Here is a 17,847-nt window from a genome sequence, read left to right on the forward strand (position 1 = left end):
AGATGAGGCGGCGTCATCGACCCGAATTCGGAGCTTTGGACTCGAATTGATAGCCTCGCCTTTTCCGCGACTGAGAACCGCAGAGGCCGCGCGATCGGATCGCGGTTTCTTCTCGACCGGCGCGGCCGGCGGACATGGCGCCGACCACCAATGGGCTGAAATCATGCGATGCTCACTTCACTTCGAACAGCTCGTCGATCGGCACGCCCAGCGCGGTGACGAGACGATTGGTCTCCGACGCCATGCCGACGACGGCGATAAGCTCGTGGAACTCGGCCTCGGTCATGCCTTTCGCGCGCGCGCTCGCCGTATGCGAATGAATGCAATAGGGGCAGGAATGCGCGATCGAGACGGCGATATAGATCATCTCCTTGATCTTCGGATCGAGCGCGCCCGGCCCCATCACCGCCTTGATGCTCTCCCATGTGCGCTTCAAGGTGACGGGATTATGCGCGAGGGCGCGCCAGAAATTATTGACGAAATCGCTGTTTCGCGTCGCGCGTATATCGGCGAAGACGGCGCGCGCCTCCTCTGAGAGCTCCTCGTCGCTCAGCAGTCGAACCGTGGACATTGTTTGCTCCTCACTGCACGCGATCACAGCCAATCGGGAACGCTGTCGAGCGCGATGAGGCTCTCTATGCTCGGACGCGCGCGCACCACCGCCCAGCGCGCGCCGTCGACCAGCACCTCGGGAATGAGCGGCCGCGAATTATAGGTTCCCGCCTGCACGGCGCCATAGGCCCCGGAGGTCAGAACCGCGAGCAGATCGCCCTGCGCCGGCGCCGGGATCGAGCGGCCGAGCGCAATGTAATCGCCGGTCTCGCACACCGGCCCGACGACATCGGCGAGAATCTCGTTCCGCCCCCGCGCGGGCTCGGTCACCGGAATGATCTCGTGCCAGGCGTCGTAGAGGGTCGGACGGACGAGATCGTTCATGCCGGCGTCGACGATGACGAAGGTCTTGGCCTCGCCCTGCTTCACATAGAGGACGCGCGTCACCAGCACGCCGGCATTGCCGACGATGAGCCGGCCGGGCTCGAACAGGAGCTTGCAGCCGAGCGCGCCCATATGGCGGCGCACGATCTCCGCATAGCGGTCTGGATGATAGGAGGCCGGGTCCTCGCCGGCGTGATAGGGAATGCCGAGGCCGCCGCCGAGATCGACATGGGAGATCGCGTGTCCGTCGGCGCGCAGGCCGACGACGAGCTCGGCGAGCAGGGAAAAGGCCGCGTCGAAGGGGCGAAGATCAGTGATCTGCGAGCCGATGTGCATGTCGACGCCGACGATGTCGAGTCCCGGCAGCCGCGCCGCCTGCGCGTAAATGTCGCGGGCGCGCGACAAGGGCACGCCGAATTTATTCTCGGCGAGGCCGGTCGAGATCTTGGCGTGGGTCTTGGCGTCGACGTCCGGATTGACGCGCAGAGAGATATGGGCGCGTCTCCCCTTCGCCGCAGCGATCGCAGCGATCGCCTCGAGCTCCGGCTCGGACTCCACATTGAAGCAGAAGATGCCTTCGTCGATCGCGAGCGCGATCTCCTGCGCCGTCTTGCCGACGCCGGAGAAGGTGATCTTGCTCGCGGGAACGCCGGCGGCGCGGGCGCGGCGCAGCTCGCCGCCGGAGACGACGTCCATGCCGGCGCCGAGTCCGGCGAGCAGGGCGAGCACGGCCTGATTGGAATTGGCCTTCACCGCATAGCAGACGAGCGCGTCGAGCCCCGCGAAAGCGGCGGAAAAGACGGTGAAGTGCCGCCGGATCGTCGCCGCGCTATAGCAGTAGAAGGGCGCGCCGACGTCCTCGGCGATCTTCGGCAGGGCCACGTCCTCGGCGTGGAGGACGCCGGCGCGATAGTCGAAATGATGCATGAGCGGGTCCTGGCTGCCTGCGTCCGACGCAGGGCTCGTGACGCCCCCTCTCCCGCGGAGCGGGGAGGGTGAGGGCCGTTGCGCTTCCCGATAGACCGACGCGCGCCTTTAGTCGAGCAGCGGATCGAGGATGAAGGGATAGCGCTCGGGCGGCCGAAAGCCGGACGTGCCGGGGATATATTCCACCGCCTTCACATCTTCCGCCACCGGCTTCTTCGAGCCTTCGGGCGTGACCGTGGTCGTCTGCACCACCGTCTCCTTGGGCAGCGCCGCGACCTCGGGCGGCAGGTCCAGCGGGCCGCGCCGTCCGCAGCCGGAAAGGCCGGCGAGCGCGAGCGCGAGGAGCAGCGCCGCCCTGCGCGGCCGTGCGAGGTATGGCATGGACGAGAAGTCCTTCGGATGCGATTGGCGCGGCACTATAGACGAAAGCGGGCCGATGACGAGGGCCGCCTCACGGAATGATCTCTCACGGAATGATCTCTCATAAAATGATCTTGGCGAAGCTGGCGGCGCCGGCGCGGCCGCGCGGCTCCTCCCCCGCATCCGGCGTGCGCAGGACGCCCGCGAGCGCGCTCTCCGGATCGCCCTCGCCCTCGAAGACGGCCTCGATGCAGCGGATGCACAGCGCGGCGCGAGCGTCGGCGAGCCTGTAATAGACCTGCTTGGCGGCGCGCCGCGTCTCGACCAGCGCCGCGCGGCGCAGCTCGGCGAGCTGCTGGCTGAGCGCCGGCTGGCCGATGGCCGTCGCCGCCTCGATCTCGCCGACGGTGCGCTCGCCGGCGAGAAGATACGAGAGAATCATGAGCCGCTGCGGCTGAGCGTAGATCTTCAGCCGTTCGGCCGCTTCATTGGCCCGCTCGCGGGATTGGTAGATCGCGGTCATTTGTCCTTGCAGATCCGATAGAACCAGTCGTCGGGGGCGCCGGGCGTCAGCGCCTCGGCTGCGCCGGTGGCGGGCGGCAGCAACAGATCGCCGCCGGGCGTCCAGCCCTCCGGCGTCATCACCTCGCCCGAGGCGGTCTTCTGCAAGGCCGTGGCCAATCGCAGCATCTCCTCGACCGAACGGCCGACGGTCAGCGGATACCAGGTCAGCGCCCGCACGACCCCGAGCGGGTCGATGTAATATGTGGCGCGCATCGCCGAGGAATCCTGCGCGGTCTCGTCCAGCATCCCATAAGCGCGGCCGATCGCCATCGACGGATCCTCGACGATGGGGAAGGGCACGGTCACGCCGAAAATGTCGCGGATCGCCCGCACCCAGGCGAGATGCGAATAGAGGCTGTCGACCGAGAGGCCGAGCAGGGCGCAGCCGATCGCCTCGAAGCGCGGCGCGGCGCGGGCGAGGGCGACGAACTCGCTGGTGCAGACGGGCGTGAAATCCGCCGGATGCGAGAAGAAGACCAGCCAGCGGCCGCGGAACTGGTCGAGCCGCACCTCGCCCCTGGTGGAGCGGGCGCGGAAGACCGGGGCGGAATCGCCGATGCGCAATCCCCTGCAGCCCCCCGGGGAAGCCGGAATTGGTTCTTTTTCCATGGGTTCTCTCTGCTCCGTTTCGGCGCTTGACACAATGATCTTATACGATTACATAGTTTGTGTAATTATGAATATGAAGGGGTTCGCAAAATGACCGATGCAGCGCTCCAGCGCGCCACCGAGCAGGTCCTCGCCGCAAAGACGCGACCTCTGATTCAGGTCGTCACCTTCTTCGACGAGCCGACCTTCACCGCCACCCATCTGGCGTTCGACCCTGCGACCCGTCGCGGCGCCATTGTCGATAGCGTCCTGAACTTCGACTACGCCTCCGGCCGCACCGCGACCAGAGGCGCAGATGAAATCATCGATTACGTAAAGCGTGAAAGCCTGAAAATCGACTGGCTGCTCGAGACGCACGCCCACGCCGACCACCTCTCCGCCGCGCCCTATCTGCAGCAGAAGCTCGGCGGCAAGCTCGCGATCGGCCGCGAGATCACCACGGTCCAGACCGTCTTCGGCAAATTGTTCAACTTCGGGACGGAATTCGCCCGCGACGGCTCGCAGTTCGATCAATTGTTCGGAGATGGCGACACATTCGCGGTCGGCGAGATTCCGGTGACCACACTGCATGTCCCCGGCCATACGCCGGCCGACGTCGCTTTCGTGATCGGCGACGCCGCCTTCATCGGCGACACTCTGTTCATGCCGGACTATGGCACCGCCCGCGCCGACTTCCCCGGCGGCGACGCCCGCGGGCTCTATCGCTCGATCCGCCGGCTGTTGTCGCTGCCGGCCGAGACGCGGCTGTTCCTCTGCCACGACTATAAGGCGCCCGGCCGCGACCACTTCCTCTGGGAGACGACCGTCGGCGATGAGCGGACGAAGAATGTCCATGTCCATGACGGCGTCGACGAGGAGGCCTTCGTCGCCATGCGCACCGCGCGCGACAAGACGCTCGACCTGCCGCATCTGATCCTGCCGTCCGTGCAAGTGAATGTGCGCGGCGGACGGCTGCCGCCGGCCGAGGACAATGGAACCCGCTATCTGAAGCTGCCGCTGGATCTGCTCTGATGTCGCTGGCGCAGTCCATCGTTCAGGGGCTCGCGGGCGGGCTGATGATCGGCGCCGCTGCGGCGGTCGTCCTCCTCGGCGCCGGCCGCGTCGCCGGCGTCAGCGGCCTGCTCGCCCGCGCGCTTCACATGACCAAAGCCTGCGGCCCGGATGGCCTCGCCGCCGGCTTCGTGATCGGTCTGCCCCTCGGCGCGCTGCTGATCGCGCTCGCCTGCGGGCCGGTCGAGACGCGCTTTCCGTCACTCACGATGCTGCTGATCGGCGGCATTCTCGTCGGCTATGGAAGCCGGCTCGGCTCGGGCTGCACCAGCGGCCATGGCGTCTGCGGAATGTCGCGCCTCTCGAAACGCTCGCTCGTCGCCACCGCCGTCTTCATGACCGCTGGCTTTGCGACCGTGGCGGCGATGAATGCGGCGGGGCTCGCATGGTGACGCGCTCCTCTTTCCTCGGGCTCTTTTGCGGCCTCGTGTTCGGCGCGGGCCTCGCCGTGTCGGGCATGGCGAATCCGGCGCGCGTGCGCGGCTTTCTCGATCTCTTCGGCGACTTCGATCCGACGCTCGCCTTTGTGATGATCGGCGCGCTCGTCCCCATGGCGATCGCCTGGCGTATTCGTCGCCGCATGGACCGTCCGCTCGTCGAAACGGCATTCGATCTGCCGCCGACGGATCCGATCGACGCGCGCCTCGTCATCGGCGCGGCGCTGTTCGGCGTCGGCTGGGGACTAGCCGGCCTCTGTCCTGGACCGGCGCTCGCCGATCTCGCGCTCGCTCCCATGAGCGCCATCCCCTTCGTCCTCGCCATGGCGCTCGGAATGTTTCTGCAACGGCTCATCGGCCGCTGAACCTCGTCCAACGAAAAGAGTGACGTCATGTCCAAGAATGTCGGAATGATCGATCGCCTCCTTCGCCTTCTCGTCGTCGTCGCGATCGCCATCGCCTATGCGCTCGGCCATCTGAGCGGAACGCTCGCCATCGTGCTCGGAATCGTCGCGCTCATCGCGCTGCTCACCAGCCTCTTCTCCACCTGCCCCGCCTACAGCCTGCTGGGCGTCTCCACCTGCGCGCGTCGCTGACGCATCGCTTCGACTTCCAAAGAGAGAACTCGTCATGGGCTTCATCGCGCTCACTCCGGACTTTTCCGTTTCGCCGCAACTCACGCAGGATGATGTCGTCCGCGCTGCGCGCGAGGGCTTTCGCCATGTCGTCGATTGCCGGCCCGACAATGAGGAGCCCGGCCAGCCGAGCTTCGCCGATGTCGCCGGCTGGGCGGAGGCGCAGGGGATGACCGCGACGCATGTTCCGGCGACCATGGCCGATCTTCGCGACGACGCCGTCGACGCGTTCGCCGCGGCGCTGGCGGGAACGCGCGGAAACGTTCTCGGCTATTGCAAGACGGGGCGCCGCGCCAGCGCGCTGTGGGCGCTCTCTCAGGCGAGGACGCTCGGCGCCGCCGCGGTTCTCGCCGCGGCGAAAGGCGCCGGCGTCGACCTCGAGCCGCTGAAGGCGCGCATTCTCGCGCGCGCCGCCGAGCGCGGGGCCGGACCCGGAGACTATGACGTCGTGATCGTCGGCGGCGGCAGCGGCGGCATAGCGGCGGCGGCGAGCCTGCTGAAGCGCCGCCCCTCGCTCGCGATCGCCATCGTCGAGCCGGCGGAGACTCATTATTATCAGCCGGGATTCACCCTCGTCGGCGCCGGCGTGTTCACGCCCGAGACGACGCGGCGGCCGATGGCCTCGGTGATGCCGAGCAGAGCCAAATGGGTGAAGCAGGCGGTCGCCGAATTCGCGCCCGACTCCAATGAGGTCGTTCTCGCCGACGGCTCGCGTCTGCGCTATCGCGCGCTCGTCGCCTCGCCCGGCATCAAGCTCGATTGGGAAGCCATTCCCGGCCTCGTCGAGACGCTCGGCAAGAATGGCGTCACCTCCAATTACCGCGCCGATCTCGCGCCCTACACGCATCAGCTGGCGACGTCGCTGCAAAAGGGCCGCGCGCTGTTCACGCAGCCGCCCATGCCGATCAAATGCGCCGGCGCGCCGCAAAAGGCGATGTATCTCTCCTGCGACACCTGGCGCCGAGCCGGCGTGCTGAGCAATATCGAGGTCGAGTTCCACAACGCCGGCGCGGTTCTGTTCGGCGTGCCCGCCTATGTTCCGGCGCTGATGAAATATGTCGAGCGCTACGGCATAAATCTCTGCTTCGAATCGAAGCTCGTCGCCGTCGACGGCGCGGCGAAGGTGGCGACTTTCGAGGAAAAGGACGCCGACGGAAACAAGCAGCGCGTCGAGCGCGAGTTCGCCATGCTGCACGCCGTGCCGCCGCAGAAGGCGCCGGAGTTCATCGCGACGAGCCCGCTCGCCGGCGAGACCGGATTCATCGCCGTCGATCCGACGACGCTGCGCCACACGCGCTATCCGAACATCTTCGCGCTCGGCGACGGCGTTGCGACCACCAACGCCAAGACCGCCGCGGCCGCGCGCAAGCAGGCGCCGGTGATCGCCATCAATGTGCTTTCGGTTCTCGACGGGAAGCAGCCGCATGTCGGCTATGACGGCTATGGCTCCTGCCCGCTCACCGTCGAGCGCGGCAAGATCGTGCTGGCCGAGTTCGGCTATGGCGGCAAGCTGCTGCCGAGCTTCCCCGGATGGCTGATCGACGGAACCAAGCCGTCGCGCGCGGCGTGGTTCCTGAAGGAGCGGCTGCTGCCGCCGATCTATTGGAACATGATGCTCGAGGGCCAGGAATGGCTGTGCGCGCCGCACATGCTCGAGACCTCCTCGCAACCCGCCGAATGACGAGGGACGCGTGACCCTGGAGCTCGTCCAATATGTGATCGCCGCGGCCTGCGGCGGCGGCATCGGCTTCACGCTTGGCCTCATCGGCGGCGGCGGCTCTGTGCTGGCCGTGCCGTTGCTCGTCTATGTGGTCGGCGTGACCGATCCGCATGTCGCGATCGGAACGAGCGCCTTCGCGGTCGCCGTCAACGCCGCCTTCAGCCTCGTCAATCATGCGCGCGCCGGCTCGGTGAAATGGCGCTGCGGCGGCATGTATGCCGCCGCGGGAACCATCGGCGCCGCGGTCGGCTCCACTCTCGGCAAGAGCTTCGACGGACAGAAGCTGCTCTTCCTCTTTTCTTTCGTGATGATCCTGACCGGCGTGCTGATGCTGCGCGGGCGCGGAAAATCGGGCGACGCCGCGGTCGAATGCACTTTCGAGCACGCGCCCAAAGTCGGCGCCACCGGCTTCGTGACCGGGCTGTTCTCGGGCTTCTTCGGCATAGGCGGCGGCGTGCTGGTGGTGCCGGGCCTCGTCGGCTCCACCGGCATGCCGATGATCAACGCCGTCGGCACCTCGCTCGTCGCCGTCACCATTTTCGGCCTGACGACGGCGTTCAATTATGCGGCCTCCGGCCTCGTCGACTGGTTCCTGGCTCTCGTGCTCATCGGCAGCGGCGGCGTCGGCACTCTGTTCGGCGTCGCCACGGCGCGGCGCATGTCGAAGAAGACGGGACAGCTGACCATCGCCTTCGCCGTCGTCGTCTTCGCGGTCGCCGCCTATATGCTGGTGAAGTCGCAGCTGCTCTTCGGCTGAGCGCCGACGCGCGGCGCGTCAGGGCGCTTCGGGTCTCGGGAAGCCGAAGCGCGCGAGCGCTTCGCCGATCGGCTGCAGCAGCACGAGATTGGCGAAGCCGGAGATGTGATCGCCGTCGAAGAACAGCGGCTTCCCGTCGCGCCGCAGAGCGCACTCCTGCGCCTCGCAGAGGACCGGCAGCGGATCGAAAATCTCGATCCGCGGAAATTCCGCCTTCAGGCTCGCGAGCATCTCCATCGCCGGACGCCGATGCGCCTCCTCCTCCTCGCGCGCGACGCGGTCGCCTTCGGCGCAAGCCGGATTATTTCGGTCGAACCAATCTGCGCAGCGAAAGGCGGTGGTCCTGTGCGCCGGCTTCGGCGCCTCGACCAGAATATGCAGTCCGGGCCGGTCGAGAATGCGCAGCGCCGCGCGCGCATCCTCGACCGCGTTCGAAGCCCGCATCTGCTCCGCGAGATCCGGCGTCTGCGGCGCGAGCGCGTCGACGCCGTTCAGCCGATATCGCAATATGCGCAGCCCCGGCAGAAAGATCGCGTCCGACGTCGACGCATCGGCGGCGAGCGCGGCGGCCCAGCGCGGCAGCCGGCGGCGGCAATCGGCCGAGATGGGCAGCGTATGCAGAAGCGCGCAGCCCGACGCATAGCGCAGCACGACGCGCACGCCGGTTCTCAGCGCGTAGAGCTCCGCGAAAGCGTGATAGGCCCAGGCGTGGCTGTCGCCGACGATGTGCAACGTCCGCGACTCGGACGGACCGCAGCCGACGCGAGTCATGCGCTCGACGATCTCCTCGCCGTCGCGGACTTTCTCGATCGCGACGGAGCACGCGCCTTCAGATATTGCCGTATCGAATTGCGGATGCCAGTCTTGCGCATGTCGCGCCACGACGCTCGCCGACAGCCATGGGGTCGCCATGCGCATCAGCGTGACCGCGCCCCATGTCGCAGCGAGCGCCGCCAGCGACAGCGCGATGGCGCGGCGCTCGGAGCGCAGCCATGGGCCGTAGCGACAGGGCTGCTCGACGAAATGATAGGAGGCGAGCGCCGCCGCGACGGCGATGGCGAGAGCGGCGAATTTCATCGCGGGCGTGTCGACGCCGACGGTCCATCGGAAGAGCACGATGACCGGCCAGTGCCAGAGATAGAGCGAATAAGAGAGCGCGCCGAGCCGAAGCGCGGGGCCGCTGACGAGCGCCCGGCCGACGAGGCTCGTCGGCCTGCGCGCATGCAGCGCGCCGATGAGGCACAAGATTCCGAGAACCGGAGCGAGCGCGCCCGGCGTCGGAAAGCTCTCGGGCTTCGAGACGAAGAAGCCATAGGCCAGGAACGCGACCCCCGCCGCGGTGAGCGGCATGCGCTCGGCGCCCGCGTCGGCGAAGGGATCGAACAATCCTTTCGCCGCCGCGATCCGGTAAGCGAGGACGCCGGCGCCGAGCTCCCAGAAGCGCGCGAGGCTCGAATAGAAGACGCCTTCACGCTGCTCGAAGCCCGAGGCGAAGGACAGGAGAACGAGGGCGAGCAGCAGAGGAGTCGCGCCGGCCCATCGGCGCATGAGCAAGAAGAGCGCAGGAAAAATAAGATAGAACTGCTCCTCGACGCCGAGCGACCATGTGTGCGTGAACGCGTCCAGCGCGGCGTCCGTGCCGAAATAATCGGCTCCACGCGCGAGAACGAAATTGGAGAGGCCGAAGCAGGCCGCAGTCGCCACAGCGCGCATATTGCTGCCGAACATCATGTTCGGGACGAACACCGCGGCGAGGAGGAAGCTCGTCGAGAGCATGACGGCGAGAGCCGGAACGATGCGACGAAATCGACGTGCGTAAAAAAAGCGCAGGAAGTCGCCGACGCCGGCGAAGCCGTATTTGTGCAGGGAGCCCGAGACGATGAAGCCGGATATGACGAAGAAGGCGTCGACGCCCGCATAGCCGCCGGGCGCCGTGTCCGGCGCGAGGTGAAAGGCGACGACGGCGGCGATCGCGACGGCGCGCAGCCCGGCGACATAGGGATAGTCTTCTCTCTTCACGCGGGGAGGCCTCGCTTTTGTCTATTGGCGCGGAGCCGGCAATAGTCGATCGGCTCGCGACCGGGAAAGGGGAACGCGCTGGTCCCCTGCTGCGCCGGAGAGGCGGCGGGCTTTCGGCTCTCGAAGCCGACCGACGCAAACCGCCATTCTCCCGGCGGAGCCGGGCGAGACTGGGGCCGCGGGCGTTTCTTCGCCGCGGCCTCGCACGAAGGTTCACAATTCACGCTTTCTCGTTTAGGGTCCCGCGCGGATTTGCGCATCCCGATTCCGATCCCATATCTGAGCTGCGCCCGCGGTTGCGGGCCTTTCGCTTATGGAGGGTCGCGCGACGCCTGCGAGCCTCGTAAGAAGGAACCACATGGCCAAGGAAGAACTGCTGGAGTTTCCCGGTGTCGTCGTCGAGCTGCTGCCGAGCGCGACGTTTCGGGTCAAGCTCGAGAATGATCACGAGATCATCGCCCATACCGCCGGCAAGATGCGGAAAAACCGCATCCGCGTGCTCACCGGCGACAAGGTGCTGGTCGCGATGACGCCCTATGATCTGACCAAAGGGCGCATCACTTATCGTTTCAAATGATTGCCATTAGGGCGCGGAGCCGATCGCCGTGACGTCCCATCCGACCGCCGCGCGGCCGCTTCTGGCCCTCGCTTCCGCCTCTCCCCGGCGGCTCGCCCTGCTGCAGCAGATCGGCCTCGAGGTCGACGCTCTGCTGCCCACCGCCATCGACGAGACTCCGCAGCGCAACGAGCTGCCGCGCAGCGTGGCCCAGCGCCTTTCCGGCGAGAAGGCCGCCGCCGCCGTCAAGCTGATCGCCTACAAGCCCGAGCTCGAGGGCTGCTATATCCTCGCCGCCGACACGGTCGTCGCCGTCGGCCGTCGCATCCTGCCCAAATGCGAGGATGTCGAGCAGGCCGAGGACTGCCTGCGGCTGCTCTCGGGACGCCAGCATCGGGTGTTCACCGGCGTCACTCTGCTGACGCCGCGCCGCGCCGAGCGCCGTCGCCTCGTGGAGACGCGGCTGCGCTTCAAGCGCCTCTCGGCGACCGAGATCGACGCCTATCTCGCCTCCGGCGAATGGCGCGGCAAGGCGGGCGGCTACGCCATTCAGGGCCTCGCCGGCGCTTTCGCGGTGCGGCTCATCGGCTCTTATTCCTCCGTGGTCGGCCTGCCGCTCTACGAGACCGCGGCGCTCTTGGCCGGAGAGGGCTATCCGGTGCTGACGCCGTGGTTCGAGAAGGCGTGAGGGCTCACGCAGGGCGAGGCCGGCGGAATATCGGTGGATATTTTCACTTTCGGCGATTAGCTTGTGCGTAATCCCAGAAAGGGTCTGCGCCCGATGTCCACAGGCAAAACCTCCGACGACGAACAGAGCGCCGCCGTTGCGGCGCGGGACGAGGGACTGGCGGCGGCCCTGAAAAGGCTGGCCGGCTTGACGAAAGCCGTCGCGCCGCAATGGGTGAAATGGTTCGACGTGGGAAAAGGCTTCGGCTTCGTGCAGCCGGACGGGGGGACGACGTCTTCTACGTCCTCGCCGGTTCTTCGAGCGCGCCGGCCGAGACCGAGCTCGCCGACGCCGATTATGAGCTTATCAAGACCGAAGCGATTGCCTTGGTCTGCGCGGAACGACTCGATTCCCCGCAGGCGCATCTCGATTATATCAGCCGTTCTGTCGCTGGAGCTTTGTCGAAGCATGCTGGGACGTGACTAGATCGCCCAAGCGGCGAAGGAGCTCGCCGAGCATCTGCAAGTCATCGAGAATATAAAATCCTTGCAAGAAGCGCAGAAGAAGCTCGCCGATGCGATCAACGCCCTGAACCAGCGCCTGCGCAGCCTCGAGGTCGAGCTGAAGCTCATGCGCGCCGATGTGCGCGTCGACGCGCTGCAGGAAACGCAAAGCATCGTTAATTCTGTTCAGGGCGGACTCAATCAGAGGATCGAGGAGCGCGGCGCCGATCGAGGCGAGCGTTCCGCTGATCCTCGGCCGTGACGCGCCTTCGCCCGACGGCGCCTGAGTCTCCTCAGCCGCCGATATAGCGCCGCTCATACCGCCGGCCGAGCCGGGTCAAAATCTCATAGCCGATGGTGCCGCTGCGCGCCGCCAGCTCGTCCACCCCGATCGTCTCGCCGAGAATTTCGGCGCTCGCGCCGCGATGGACGATGGCTTCGGGAATGTCGGTCACGTCGAGCATGACGAAATCCATCGACACGCGCCCGACCAGGGGACAGCGATAGCCGCCGATGACCGCCTCGGCGCCGGCGCGCCCCGGGCCGGAGGAAGCGCCCGCCGGCAGGCCGTCGCCATAGCCGAGCCCGAGCGTCGCCAGCCGGGTCGGGCGGGCCGCAGTCCACACGCCGTCATAGCCGACGGTCTCGCCGGCGGCGATCTCCCGCACGGCGAGGACGCTCGCCTCCAGCCGCACCACCGGCCGCATGGGATTGGGGCAAAGAGGCGTCGGATTGCCGCCATAGAGCGCATAGCCGGGACGCAGCAGGTCGTGATGCGGCTTCTCGCTGAGAAAAACGCCGGAGGAATTGCACAGCGAGGCCGGCGCGCCGGGAAAGCAGCCGAGAGCCGCCTCGAAGGCGGCGATCTGCCGCGCATTGCGCGGGTCGTCCGGCCATTGCGCGCAGATGAAATGGCTCATCACCAGCGTCAGCTCGATGTCCTGCGCCGCCGCCGCGGCGGCGGGCGCCTCGCGCGGCGAGAGGCCGAGACGGTTCATGCCGGTGTCGAGCTGCAGCGCGGCGGGCAGGCGCCGGCCGATCGAGCGGCCGAAGGCGCCCCATTCGCCGATCTCCTCGAGCGAGGCGAGGACCGGGCGCAGGCGCGCCGCGGCGAGCGTGAAGGCGCCTCCCTGGGGCAGCCCCTCGAGCACATAGACGATGGCGCGGGGCGCGACCGCGCGCAGACGCTCGCCCTCCCCGGCCGTTGCGACGAAAAATGTGCGGCAGCCGGCGGCCGCGAGCGCGCGCGTCGCCGGCTCCAGGCCGATCCCATAGGCGTCCGCCTTGACCACGGCGGCGCAATCGGCGCCGGGCGCCCGCGCCGCGAGAAGGCGCCAATTGGCGACCAGCGCCGCGAGATCGACGCAGAGCGTCGCGACCGCCCGCGCCGGGACGGATTCGTTCGTAGGCGCTCTCGCCGATCGATCGATTCGCATGGACCATATTGTAGCGCCGGAGCGTGGCGTCCGCATGGCCGTATTGCATGCGCCATGCGGACCGCGACCACGCTCCGGAGCTTTTTCTCGTTCTTCCGGCCTTCCCCCGGGATCAGCGGCGGCTGTCGGAGATTTCCACCGACATCTGACGCGCGGCTGGCGGCACCATCCGGCTCGGATCGTGCCGCGGGGCGCCGAGCGAGATGCGCACCAGATCGGCGACGCTCTTCACGCGCATCTTGGTCATGATATGCGAGCGATGCGTCTCCACCGTGCGCGCGCTGATGCCGAGCTCATGCGCGATCACCTTGTTGAGCTTGCCTTCGACGAGGCCGGCGAGCACGTCGTTCTCGCGGCTGGTGAGCGTGCTGAGACGGCCGGGCGTCAGGCGCGGTCGTCCCCGATAGGCGCGGAAGTCGGCGCGTCGCGTCATCGCCTGCTGCACGGCCGCCACCAGCTTCTCCTCGCTCAGCGGCAGCTCGAGCAGATCATAGGCGCCCTCCTTCATCACCTGGATCGCGCCGCGCACATTCGCCTGCCCGGTGATCACGATGATGGGCAGCTCGATCCGATGCTCCTTGGCGGTCTCGAGAAAATCGAGGCCGATCAGATCGGGCATGTCGACATAAGCGAGGACGCAGCCGCGGGCCTCGGGCTCGACGGCTTCGAAGAAACGCCCGGCGTCGTCATGCAGCCGGACGCGATAATCGGTCTTTTCCAATATGGATTTCAGGGAGGTCCGAACGACGGGATCGATGCCGCAGATATGGATGGTTTCACCGTAATTCATAGATCGCTCTCGAGATGAGTGGACGAAAAAGTAATCATCGAGGCCGACAGGCCGCCTGCCGCCGGGAAAAAATTGCCCGACGGTCCGACGCATTCGTCAATATGAAACGCAACTCGCACTCTAGGCCGAGGCGTCGAAAAATATCGACGCTCCTCGGACCGTTCGCCTGCGCCTGCTGGCCTCTACGCGACGTCGGCTCAGATATGTTAACAGATCGGGCGGCGATGGGAACGCATTTTGACTCAAAAGACGTTGCGGCGCCGCAAAAAGATTCGCGCAGGCCCTTTGCGCAGCGCATCCGATACAGCTTGCCGACGAAGGCTTTCCCCTGCTTCGCGAATGCGTTGTTGCAGGGGCGGCGCGATTGAATTATCTCTCAGCGGGGACTTGGGAAAGAGAGGACGAGCATGGCGAAGGCCGATCCCGTGAGCGAAAGGCTCGCCGCCGCGCGGCCGCTTTCTCCACATCTTTCCGTCTATAAGCCGATCATCACCATGGCGATGTCGATCGCGCACCGCATCAGCGGCGCGGCGCTCTACGCCGGCGCGATCCTGCTCGCGCTCTATCTGCTCGGCCTCGCGCTCGGGCCTTCGGCCTTCTCCACCGTTGCGTGGATCGCCAATTCGCTCATCGGCCGCGCCTTCCTGTTTCTGTTCAGCTGGGCGCTGTTCCACCATCTGCTCGGCGGCGTGCGCCATGCGATCTGGGATCGCGGCCTCTATCTCGACGGCCCCGGCCGCGAGCTGCTCGCCAAGGCGACGCTCGGCGGCGGCGTCGCGCTCACCCTCGGCCTGTGGATCGCCGTCGCGCTCTCCTGAGCGGACGGGCCGCGTCACACCCATTCTTCATCCGCCACGCGCGGCCCCTATGGAGGAAAGCCATGTTCGAGAGCGGGCGCAGCGGCAAAGGCGCCGCCTTCACATCCGATCGCTCCGGCTCGCTGCATGCGCTGGCGATGCGGCACAGCGCCCGCGCGCTGGCGCCGCTCGGGCTCTTGTCGGTCTGGTTCATCGCCAATCTCTCCGGCCAGAGCTATGAGGCGGCGCGCGCGCATCTCGGCCGGCCGCTTCCGGCGATCACGCTGATCGCCTTCATCTGCATCGCCTCCTATCACGCGCGGCTCGGCATGGAGACCATCGTCGAGGACTATGTCCATGACGAAGCGCTGAAGGCCAGAGCTCTGCAGATCAACAAATGGCTGACGGTCGCCATCGCTGCGAGCTGGACGCTGTCGATCATGATCATCGCCGCGCCGCGCTGAACGCGGCGCGCCCTTTATTTTCGCCGAGGCGTCCTTCTTTCGACGAGGAAAAAAATGTCTGCAAATGGCGAGACGACGACGGCGCACATCGGCGGCAGGGCCTATCCGATCATCGACCACACATTCGATGTGGTGGTGGTCGGCGCGGGCGGCGCGGGGCTGCGCGCGGTCGTCGGCTGCGTCGAGGCGGGCTTGAGCGTCGCCTGCGTCACCAAGGTCTTCCCGACCCGCTCGCATACGGTCGCAGCGCAGGGCGGCGTCGCCGCGGCGCTCGGCAATATGGGCCCGGACGATTGGAAGTGGCACATGTACGACACCGTCAAGGGCTCCGACTGGCTCGGGGACCAGGACGCGATCGAATATTTGTGCCGCAACGCGCCGGAAGCGGTCTATGAGCTCGAGCATTGGGGCGTGCCCTTCTCGCGCACGCAGGACGGCCGCATCTATCAGCGCCCCTTCGGCGGCATGACCACGGATTTCGGCAAGGGCCCGCCCGCGCAGCGCACCTGCGCCGCCGCCGACCGCACCGGCCATGCGATGCTGCATACGCTCTATGGCCAGGCGCTGCGCCATGACGCGCGCTTCTTCGTCGAATATTTCGCCATCGACCTCATCATGGATCAATCCGGCGCCACGCGCGGCGTCATGTGCCTGAAGCTCGACGACGGAACCATTCATCGCTTCCGCGCCGGGCTCACCGTGCTCGCCACCGGCGGCTATGGCCGCGCTTTTCTTTCCGCGACCTCGGCGCACACCTGCACGGGCGACGGCGGCGGCATGGTTCTGCGCGCCGGCCTGCCGTTGCAGGACATGGAGTTCGTGCAATTCCATCCGACCGGCATCTATGGCGCCGGCTGCCTCATCACCGAGGGCGCGCGCGGCGAGGGCGGCTATCTCACCAATAGCGAGGGCGAGCGCTTCATGGAGCGTTATGCGCCGTCGGTGAAGGATCTCGCGCCGCGCGACATGGTCTCGCGCGCGATGACGGTGGAGATCAGAGAGGGCCGCGGCGTCGGCAAGCTGCAGGACCACATCCATCTGCATCTCGAGCATTTGGATCCGGCGATCCTGCACGAGCGCCTGCCGGGCATCTCCGAGAGCGCCAAAATTTTCGCCGGCGTCGATGTGACGCGCGAGCCCATTCCGGTGCTGCCGACCGTGCATTACAACATGGGCGGCATACCGACGAATTTTCACGGCGAGGTTCTGCGCCGCGTCGGCGACGATCCAGATGTCGTGGTGCCGGGCCTGATGGCGATCGGCGAGGCGGCCTGCGTCTCCGTCCATGGCGCCAATCGCCTCGGCTCCAACTCGCTGGTCGATCTCATCGTCTTCGGCCGCGCCGCGGGACATCGCGCCGCCGAGGTGGTGAAGCCGGGCGAGGCGCAGCCGGAGCTGCCGGCCGATTCCGCCGATCTCGCTCTGTCGCGGCTCGACAAGTTCCGCCACGCCGCCGGCGGCACGCCGACCGCCGAGCTGCGGCTGAAGATGCAGCGCGTGATGCAATCGCATTGCGCCGTCTATCGCGCCGGCGAGGTGCTGGAGGAAGGCTCGCAGGCGATCCACGCGGTCTGGCGCGAGAGCGCCGATCTGAAGATCACCGACCGCTCGCTGATCTGGAACACCGATCTCGTCGAGACATTGGAACTCGACAATCTGCTGGTCCAGGCGGTGGTGACGATGGACTCGGCGAAGAACCGCACCGAATCCCGCGGCGCCCACGCCCGCGAGGATTTCCCGAACCGCGACGACGCCGATTGGATGAAGCACACGCTGGCCTCGATCGACGATGCGGGCAAGACGGTGGCGCTCGATTATCGCCCGGTCCACAGCTACACTCTGTCCGATGAGGTGGCTTATATAGAGCCGAAGGCGCGGGTTTATTGAGCCGCGCCGCATGACGGCTTGAACTCGGGAGCGTGTCATCGTGAACGCGATCACCATCCGAACCATCAGCGACGAGATGGTCACGAGGATCGAGGAGCGAGCGGCCCTGCATCAGAGGACGCTTGAAGAGGAGGCGGCGGCGCTTCTCCAGAGCGCCCTCGCTGCGCCTCTTTGCCCCGAGGACCGCTATCTCCTCGCGAAGCGTATCGCGGCGATGACCCCGAAGGACATTCCTCAGACCGACAGCGTTGAATTGCTGCGAGAGGATCGCGACCGGTGATTCTTGTCGTCGACGCCTCAGTCGCGGTCAAATGGCTGGTGGCGGAGCCCGGTCACGAGCATGCGACGTCTCTGTTGCTGAAGGCGCCGATATTGTTTGCGCCCGACCTCATCGAGATCGAGGTGGCGAATGTGCTGTGGAAAAAGAACCGCCGCAAAGAGATCGACGGATCACAAGCTGCACAGGCGCTGCGTTCACTATCCAGCTTCTTCGACGCGCTCGAGCCTTCGACTCGTTTCATGAACCGCGCGCTGGAAATCGGGCTCGATCTCGAGCATCCTGTCTATGATTGCGTCTATCTCGCCGCCGCAGAGCAAAGAGGCGTCCGACTGGCGACAGCCGATGCGCGGCTTGCTAGAAAGTGCGCGGGCACGGCCTATGCCGAGCGCGTCGTTTCGATCGACCGCGTCCTCGATTCGCACGAACCAATGTGAACCCCGCGGAAGGTGAGCT

At 66.7% G+C, this 17,847-nt stretch carries 22 protein-coding genes; 13 read left to right on the plus strand and 9 right to left on the minus strand.

Annotation, left to right across the window (positions count from 1 at the left end; translation table 11 throughout):
- Positions 1-172: 172 nt before the first annotated feature.
- The 5 genes from CQW49_RS10740 to CQW49_RS10760 all read right to left on the minus strand — a co-directional run bounded on the left by CQW49_RS10740 (position 173) and on the right by CQW49_RS10760 (position 3,396).
- Positions 173-571, minus strand: coding sequence for a carboxymuconolactone decarboxylase family protein (locus CQW49_RS10740; RefSeq protein WP_003609946.1), 399 nt, complete (start codon positions 569-571; stop codon positions 173-175).
- A 23-nt stretch (positions 572-594) separates the two neighbouring features.
- Positions 595-1,863, minus strand: coding sequence for a diaminopimelate decarboxylase (lysA, locus tag CQW49_RS10745; RefSeq protein WP_003609944.1), 1,269 nt, complete (start codon positions 1,861-1,863; stop codon positions 595-597).
- A 108-nt stretch (positions 1,864-1,971) separates the two neighbouring features.
- Entirely contained in the window at positions 1,972-2,244 is a 273-nt protein-coding gene (gene lptM / locus CQW49_RS10750; protein WP_003609941.1) for an LPS translocon maturation chaperone LptM, read from the minus strand.
- A gap of 100 nt (positions 2,245-2,344) precedes the next feature.
- Positions 2,345-2,746 (minus strand): ArsR/SmtB family transcription factor, encoded by a 402-nt coding sequence (locus CQW49_RS10755; RefSeq protein WP_003609940.1) that lies wholly within the window; start codon positions 2,744-2,746, stop codon positions 2,345-2,347.
- Positions 2,743-3,396 (minus strand): peroxiredoxin, encoded by a 654-nt coding sequence (locus tag CQW49_RS10760; protein ID WP_003609938.1) that lies wholly within the window; start codon positions 3,394-3,396, stop codon positions 2,743-2,745. Before CQW49_RS10760 ends, CQW49_RS10755 begins: the two co-directional genes overlap by 4 nt.
- 90 nt (positions 3,397-3,486) lie before the next feature.
- On the opposite strand from CQW49_RS10760, the gene CQW49_RS10765 reads away from it, so the two are divergent.
- From CQW49_RS10765 to CQW49_RS10790, 6 genes are read left to right on the plus strand one after another with little or no spacing between them, the layout of a single operon-like run.
- Entirely contained in the window at positions 3,487-4,407 is a 921-nt protein-coding gene (locus CQW49_RS10765) for an MBL fold metallo-hydrolase (protein WP_003609936.1), read from the plus strand.
- Positions 4,407-4,838: a YeeE/YedE family protein gene (locus tag CQW49_RS10770; protein WP_003609933.1), complete on the plus strand. Its 432-nt coding sequence runs from the start codon at positions 4,407-4,409 to the stop codon at positions 4,836-4,838. The genes CQW49_RS10765 and CQW49_RS10770 overlap by 1 nt, the downstream gene beginning before the upstream one ends.
- Entirely contained in the window at positions 4,832-5,248 is a 417-nt protein-coding gene (locus CQW49_RS10775; RefSeq protein ID WP_003609932.1) for a DUF6691 family protein, read from the plus strand. Before CQW49_RS10770 ends, CQW49_RS10775 begins: the two co-directional genes overlap by 7 nt.
- Positions 5,249-5,275: 27 nt before the next feature.
- On the plus strand, positions 5,276-5,479 hold the full coding sequence (locus CQW49_RS10780; protein WP_003609930.1) for a YgaP family membrane protein: 204 nt from the start codon (positions 5,276-5,278) through the stop codon (positions 5,477-5,479).
- A 34-nt stretch (positions 5,480-5,513) separates the two neighbouring features.
- A complete protein-coding gene (locus CQW49_RS10785; RefSeq protein ID WP_003609928.1) occupies positions 5,514-7,199 on the plus strand; it encodes a bifunctional protein tyrosine phosphatase family protein/NAD(P)/FAD-dependent oxidoreductase in 1,686 nt (561 codons plus the stop codon).
- Between the two features lie 10 nt (positions 7,200-7,209).
- A complete protein-coding gene (locus CQW49_RS10790; protein ID WP_003609926.1) occupies positions 7,210-7,995 on the plus strand; it encodes a sulfite exporter TauE/SafE family protein in 786 nt (261 codons plus the stop codon).
- A gap of 18 nt (positions 7,996-8,013) precedes the next feature.
- Here the strand turns inward: CQW49_RS10790 and CQW49_RS10795 are convergent, their stop codons facing one another.
- Complete coding sequence (locus CQW49_RS10795; RefSeq protein WP_003609925.1) at positions 8,014-10,014, minus strand: acyltransferase family protein; 2,001 nt, start codon at positions 10,012-10,014, stop codon at positions 8,014-8,016.
- Between the two features lie 358 nt (positions 10,015-10,372).
- Between CQW49_RS10795 and infA the strand changes: the two genes are divergently transcribed.
- Both infA and CQW49_RS10805 read left to right on the plus strand, forming a co-directional pair.
- A complete protein-coding gene (infA, locus tag CQW49_RS10800; protein WP_003609924.1) occupies positions 10,373-10,591 on the plus strand; it encodes a translation initiation factor IF-1 in 219 nt (72 codons plus the stop codon).
- A 28-nt stretch (positions 10,592-10,619) separates the two neighbouring features.
- On the plus strand, positions 10,620-11,258 hold the full coding sequence (locus tag CQW49_RS10805) for a Maf-like protein (protein ID WP_003609923.1): 639 nt from the start codon (positions 10,620-10,622) through the stop codon (positions 11,256-11,258).
- 414 nt (positions 11,259-11,672) lie between these two features.
- On the opposite strand, the gene CQW49_RS10815 is transcribed toward CQW49_RS10805, so the two are convergent.
- The 3 genes from CQW49_RS10815 to CQW49_RS10825 form a co-directional block, all read right to left on the minus strand.
- Positions 11,673-12,059: a hypothetical protein gene (locus CQW49_RS10815; RefSeq protein WP_024749774.1), complete on the minus strand. Its 387-nt coding sequence runs from the start codon at positions 12,057-12,059 to the stop codon at positions 11,673-11,675.
- Positions 12,034-13,176, minus strand: coding sequence for an alanine racemase (gene alr / locus CQW49_RS10820; RefSeq protein ID WP_003609921.1), 1,143 nt, complete (start codon positions 13,174-13,176; stop codon positions 12,034-12,036). The genes CQW49_RS10815 and alr overlap by 26 nt, the downstream gene beginning before the upstream one ends.
- 112 nt (positions 13,177-13,288) lie before the next feature.
- The gene (locus CQW49_RS10825) at positions 13,289-13,966 is read right to left on the minus strand and encodes a response regulator transcription factor (protein ID WP_003609920.1); all 678 of its coding nucleotides are present in this window, start codon (positions 13,964-13,966) and stop codon (positions 13,289-13,291) included.
- A 407-nt stretch (positions 13,967-14,373) separates the two neighbouring features.
- Here CQW49_RS10825 and sdhC point away from each other — a divergent pair, with 407 nt between their 5' ends.
- The 5 genes from sdhC (at position 14,374) to CQW49_RS10850 (ending at position 17,828) form a co-directional block, all read left to right on the plus strand.
- Positions 14,374-14,784, plus strand: a complete 411-nt coding sequence (sdhC, locus tag CQW49_RS10830) for a succinate dehydrogenase, cytochrome b556 subunit (protein ID WP_003609919.1) — start codon at positions 14,374-14,376, stop codon at positions 14,782-14,784.
- Positions 14,785-14,846: 62 nt separating this feature from the next.
- Positions 14,847-15,227, plus strand: coding sequence for a succinate dehydrogenase, hydrophobic membrane anchor protein (gene sdhD / locus CQW49_RS10835; RefSeq protein WP_003609918.1), 381 nt, complete (start codon positions 14,847-14,849; stop codon positions 15,225-15,227).
- Positions 15,228-15,281: 54 nt separating this feature from the next.
- Complete coding sequence (gene sdhA / locus CQW49_RS10840; protein WP_003609917.1) at positions 15,282-17,114, plus strand: succinate dehydrogenase flavoprotein subunit; 1,833 nt, start codon at positions 15,282-15,284, stop codon at positions 17,112-17,114.
- Positions 17,115-17,154: 40 nt separating this feature from the next.
- Positions 17,155-17,394, plus strand: a complete 240-nt coding sequence (locus CQW49_RS10845) for a FitA-like ribbon-helix-helix domain-containing protein (protein ID WP_003609916.1) — start codon at positions 17,155-17,157, stop codon at positions 17,392-17,394.
- On the plus strand, positions 17,391-17,828 hold the full coding sequence (locus tag CQW49_RS10850; protein WP_003609914.1) for a type II toxin-antitoxin system VapC family toxin: 438 nt from the start codon (positions 17,391-17,393) through the stop codon (positions 17,826-17,828). Before CQW49_RS10845 ends, CQW49_RS10850 begins: the two co-directional genes overlap by 4 nt.
- Positions 17,829-17,847 lie beyond the last annotated feature (19 nt).

The organism is Methylosinus trichosporium OB3b (genome assembly GCF_002752655.1).
Classification (GTDB): domain Bacteria; phylum Pseudomonadota; class Alphaproteobacteria; order Rhizobiales; family Beijerinckiaceae; genus Methylosinus; species Methylosinus trichosporium.